Annotated in this window: 5 protein-coding genes; 1 reads left to right on the top strand and 4 read right to left on the bottom strand. The window is 60.8% G+C overall.

The window, feature by feature from the left end; translation table 11 throughout:
• Positions 1-33: 33 nt before the first annotated feature.
• A complete protein-coding gene (locus MRY75_RS17190; protein WP_292309232.1) occupies positions 34-666 on the bottom strand; it encodes a tyrosine-type recombinase/integrase in 633 nt (210 codons plus the stop codon).
• A gap of 318 nt (positions 667-984) precedes the next feature.
• On the opposite strand from MRY75_RS17190, the gene MRY75_RS17185 reads away from it, so the two are divergent.
• Positions 985-1407, top strand: coding sequence for a VOC family protein (locus MRY75_RS17185; protein ID WP_292309231.1), 423 nt, complete (start codon positions 985-987; stop codon positions 1405-1407).
• Between the two features lie 941 nt (positions 1408-2348).
• Here MRY75_RS17185 and MRY75_RS17180 read toward each other — a convergent pair.
• The 3 genes from MRY75_RS17180 to MRY75_RS17170 all read right to left on the bottom strand — a co-directional run.
• Positions 2349-2660 (bottom strand): hypothetical protein, encoded by a 312-nt coding sequence (locus MRY75_RS17180; protein ID WP_366934946.1) that lies wholly within the window; start codon positions 2658-2660, stop codon positions 2349-2351.
• Between the two features lie 20 nt (positions 2661-2680).
• Complete coding sequence (locus MRY75_RS17175; protein ID WP_292309230.1) at positions 2681-2842, bottom strand: hypothetical protein; 162 nt, start codon at positions 2840-2842, stop codon at positions 2681-2683.
• 36 nt (positions 2843-2878) lie between these two features.
• On the bottom strand, positions 2879-3274 hold a 396-nt coding region (locus tag MRY75_RS17170; RefSeq protein ID WP_292309229.1), incomplete at its 5' end, for an NAD(P)-binding domain-containing protein.

Genomic DNA, 3274 nt, shown 5'->3' with positions numbered 1-3274 from the left:
GGTTTGGGCCGTCCGTGAAGACGGCCCATGCCTTCAGATTTCGATAGCTTCGGCGATCGCCAACGCATCTTCAAGCTCAACGCCAAGGTACCTGACAGTGCTGTCCATCTTGGTGTGACCTAATAGAAGCTGCACTGCCCTGAGGTTGCCGGTCTTCTTATAGATCTGCGTGACCTTGGTGCGCCGCATCGAGTGAGTGCCATAGACGTTTGCCTCCAGACCAATTGATGTCACCCAGTCACGCACAATCCGCGCGTACTGGCGGGTTGAGATGTGAAGCCGTTCGTGAAAACGCCCTGGCCAGAGGTATTCTGATCCGATCATGAGGGGCTCTCGCATCCACCGTGCCAACGATGCTCGAGTGCCTTCAGAGATTTCGAAACGCACAGGTTTCTGCGTCTTGCTCTGCAGAACCGACGCGCGTTCCTTGATTTGTCCTGACGCCATGATATCGACCACCTTCATCTTCACCAGATCGCAGCCGCGTAGCTTGCTGTCGATGGCAAGATTGAAAAGGGCCAGATCGCGGTGGTTCTCGGCCAGCTCCAGCCGCACCCTGATAGCCCAGACATGTTTGGGCTTGAGCGGTCTTTTTTGGCCGACGATCCGGCCTTTGTTCCAGGCCGGGCGCAGCGCGCGGATGGCGGGTAAGTTTGGCGTTTGCATGATGGATCCTCCGATCCACCACGCCCTCCCACATCGACAACCCGACGTTGACAAGACATCATATCACATGATGCCGCGCTTCATCCGAGGTCGGCTGTGAGCCCTGCTTGCCCGATGTTACGCAGAACCTGAATGTCCGGACCGGTTGCATCCAGCGCACAAAGGCGAGTAGCTTATCCGCACCAGAAACAGGTTAGGTCGGTGCGGTTGGCCCGGCCCCCGCAAAACGGGTCCTTTCGCGCATCGGCGCTTCGATTGTCGCGTCCCATGGTCCAAGCACCCGCGCATGTCGCGCAGGCGAACTGAAAGGACATGGACATGCAACATCAGATTTCGGTAGTGACCCTCGGTGTCTCCGATCTCCAGAGGTCGAAGGAGTTCTACCGTGATGGCTTTGGCTGGAACCCGGTTTCCGAAAACGAGGAGATCGTCTTCTACCAGATGAACGGCTTCGTCTTCGGCACATGGCTGAAAGGCTCGCTCGAGGAGGACACCAGGGCTCAGGAGCTGCCTGCCTCGGGGGCGATGTCCCTCGCCCACAACGTCACCGAGGAAGGAGAGGTGCAGGCCGTCATGAGGACGCTCGTGGCCGCCGGGGCGACCGTTCTCCGCGAAGCCGACGCTCCGCCCCAAGGTGGCGTCCGAGGTTATGTAGCGGACCCCGATGGGCACATCTGGGAGATCGCGTGGAATCCGGCTTGGCCGATCAATGAAGAGGGCCACGTCGTATTCGGGGTGTGATGTAACCCGGGTCTGGTCGGAAGAGCATCCAAGATTCCGGCCAGACCCTTGAAGCGTAAAGCGGCAATCCAATTTTCTATGGAGATAGTCTGTTTCGTTCCGCATTCCCGTCGCTCGCCACCTGAAAATGCTGCGCGATGGACGAATGGCCGGTATGGTGAAGCTGCACCGCGGCGATCAGCCAGGGACTGAACGGCAGGTCTGGGCCGTTGTTATCCATTCTGCAATCACGAATGCGGAATATGGGCAGGTTTGTTGCAGGCAAAAACGGGGTTGTGCCGCCGAGTTCATGTCGACCAAGTTTCGGGTGCGTCGCGGATCTGCTTGAGGAATCCGCGGTTGGTGATGTCCTTGCGACGAAGCAGCGCTTCGAGTTCCTCTCTCTGGCGTGCCGAGACCGGCAAGCGCCGCCACGGCGGTATTTCCGGCCATACGGCTGTTGATTGCGATCTCAGGATGGTCCGCAGAGCAATGCGCCCACACCGCGATGAAGGCCAGCCGTCAAGCGGAATGTTTTAGCGCGAGGCGGGGCGACAGCGCGAGTAAGCTGGTCAGGATAAGGTTTGGCAGCGGCGGCACTACAGCTGAGATCGGTTTGGTGTCGGGTTGGGGCGGCGTTGTCCAATCGTGTTTGCCGGTTGGTGTGCGCAGGGTGAAAGGAGTCCTGGGCCAGTAGAGGGCGTGTCGGTTCAGTGATTGCGGATCGTCCGCGTCGATGGTCTTGCAGTCCGGCACACGAGCGCCAAATGCACGGGGCATAACCCGAGCTCCAACACGCAAATGACGAGGCTCCGGAATTGAGGTTTGATCCCCGGTGCCACCAAAGTCCGCGAGGATCTTGCGTAAGGGTATAGGGCTTCAGCCTCGGTAGTCGCCGTCCGCAACCTTCTCCATCCACGCCACTGGCGTTCCGTTGAAGCCTTCCTCGATCGCGATGTGGCTCATTGCCGTTTCGAGGCACGCGCCTTTCCAGTGCTTTTCACCGGCGGAGAACCAGACGACGTCACCCTGAGAGATCTCTTCGATCGGCCGCCTTCGCGCTGGACCCGGCCACGGCCGAAGGTGACGATCAGGGTCTGGCCTGCGGGATGGGTTTGCCAAGCCGTGCGGGCGCCGGGTTCGAAGGTGAAATGCGCGCCACTGGTACGCCCCGGCTCTCCGGCCTGGAACAGCGGGTCGATGCGAACGGTGCCGGTGAAGTAATCCGCTGGACCGGGGTTGGACGGAATGGTGCCGGACTTGATGACTTTCATGATGGGTCCTTTCCCTGCCCTTAGGGCAGCTTGTCAAAACGGTACGTCAGCGCGGGGCCACCGGGCTGGACGTAGGCCAGCTCGACGGTGGCCATGGCAAAGGGTTCGATGAAGCGGGCATTGCGCAGCGGGCCGCAATCGAGCGGATCAAAGCCGATGTCCCGGATAAGGTCCGCCGCCACCGACTGGGCGCCTTTGTGGTTGCTGCATGTCAGAACCTAGGGCGCGGGCGACTGTCCCTTTCGCCGGAACACCGGCTCGAAGCTCTCGGACGGGTTGGTGTTGAAGCACGAGACCCATTGCGCCGAAGGGCGAAGGCGCGCCAGCTCCTCAGCGCCGGAGGTGGTCATGCCGACGACGAGGTTCTCATTCGCCTCGTCCAGTGGCACGCAGCAGTTCAGAACGACCTTTCCCGAAAGATCGCCGGCCTGATCCACAACCTCGGCGATTCTCGACCAGTGTAAGGCAAGGAGAAGGGCGTCGGCATCGTGGACGGCCTCGGCGATCGTGCCAGAGGTGCCACCGGCCGCCGCGGCCATTTGCGCGCGACGCCTGGCGTCGCGGGAATAGGCAAAGGTGACGTCATGCCCGCAGGCTGCCCAAAGGCGCCCTAG

The organism is Marivita sp., from assembly GCF_022763305.1.
Lineage (GTDB): Bacteria > Pseudomonadota > Alphaproteobacteria > Rhodobacterales > Rhodobacteraceae > Marivita.
This window is presented reverse-complemented; position numbering and strand designations above follow the sequence as displayed.

Coding starts and splice junctions, on each gene's coding strand:
- MRY75_RS17190 (WP_292309232.1), bottom strand. CDS start 666: ATGCAAACGCCAAACTTACCCGCCATCCGCGCGCTGCGCCCGGCCTGG.
- MRY75_RS17185 (WP_292309231.1), top strand. CDS start 985: ATGCAACATCAGATTTCGGTAGTGACCCTCGGTGTCTCCGATCTCCAG.
- MRY75_RS17180 (WP_366934946.1), bottom strand. CDS start 2,660: ATGAAAGTCATCAAGTCCGGCACCATTCCGTCCAACCCCGGTCCAGCG.